The 326-nt window shown below is 61.7% G+C and carries 1 pseudogene; it reads left to right on the top strand.

What is annotated here, in order from left to right:
* Positions 1 to 326, top strand: a pseudogene (locus G6018_RS12800) (cytochrome P450); the annotation flags it as partial.

Genomic DNA, 326 nt, shown 5'->3' with positions numbered 1-326 from the left:
ACCTCCATGGAGCAGGCCAATGGAGGGCCCTCCGACAACGACGAGCTGTTCAAGGGCATGGTCGACATGGCGCGTGGACTCAGCGCACTGTGGCATGACAAGGCCGCCCGCCTGGCGGAGGGAGAAGAGCCGGGTTTCGACCTGATCACCATGTTGCAGAGCGACGAGGCCACCAAGGACCTGATCGACCGTCCGATGGAGTTCATGGGCAATCTCGTACTGTTGATCGTCGGGGGCAACGACACGACCCGCAACTCGATGAGCGGCGGCGTTCTGGCGCTGAACCGGTTCCCAGACCAGTTCGAAAAGCTCAAGTCCAACCCTGA

The sequence above is a fragment of the Dietzia sp. DQ11-44 genome, assembly GCF_014145205.1.
Taxonomy (GTDB): Bacteria; Actinomycetota; Actinomycetes; order Mycobacteriales; family Mycobacteriaceae; genus Dietzia; species Dietzia natronolimnaea.
This window is presented reverse-complemented; position numbering and strand designations above follow the sequence as displayed.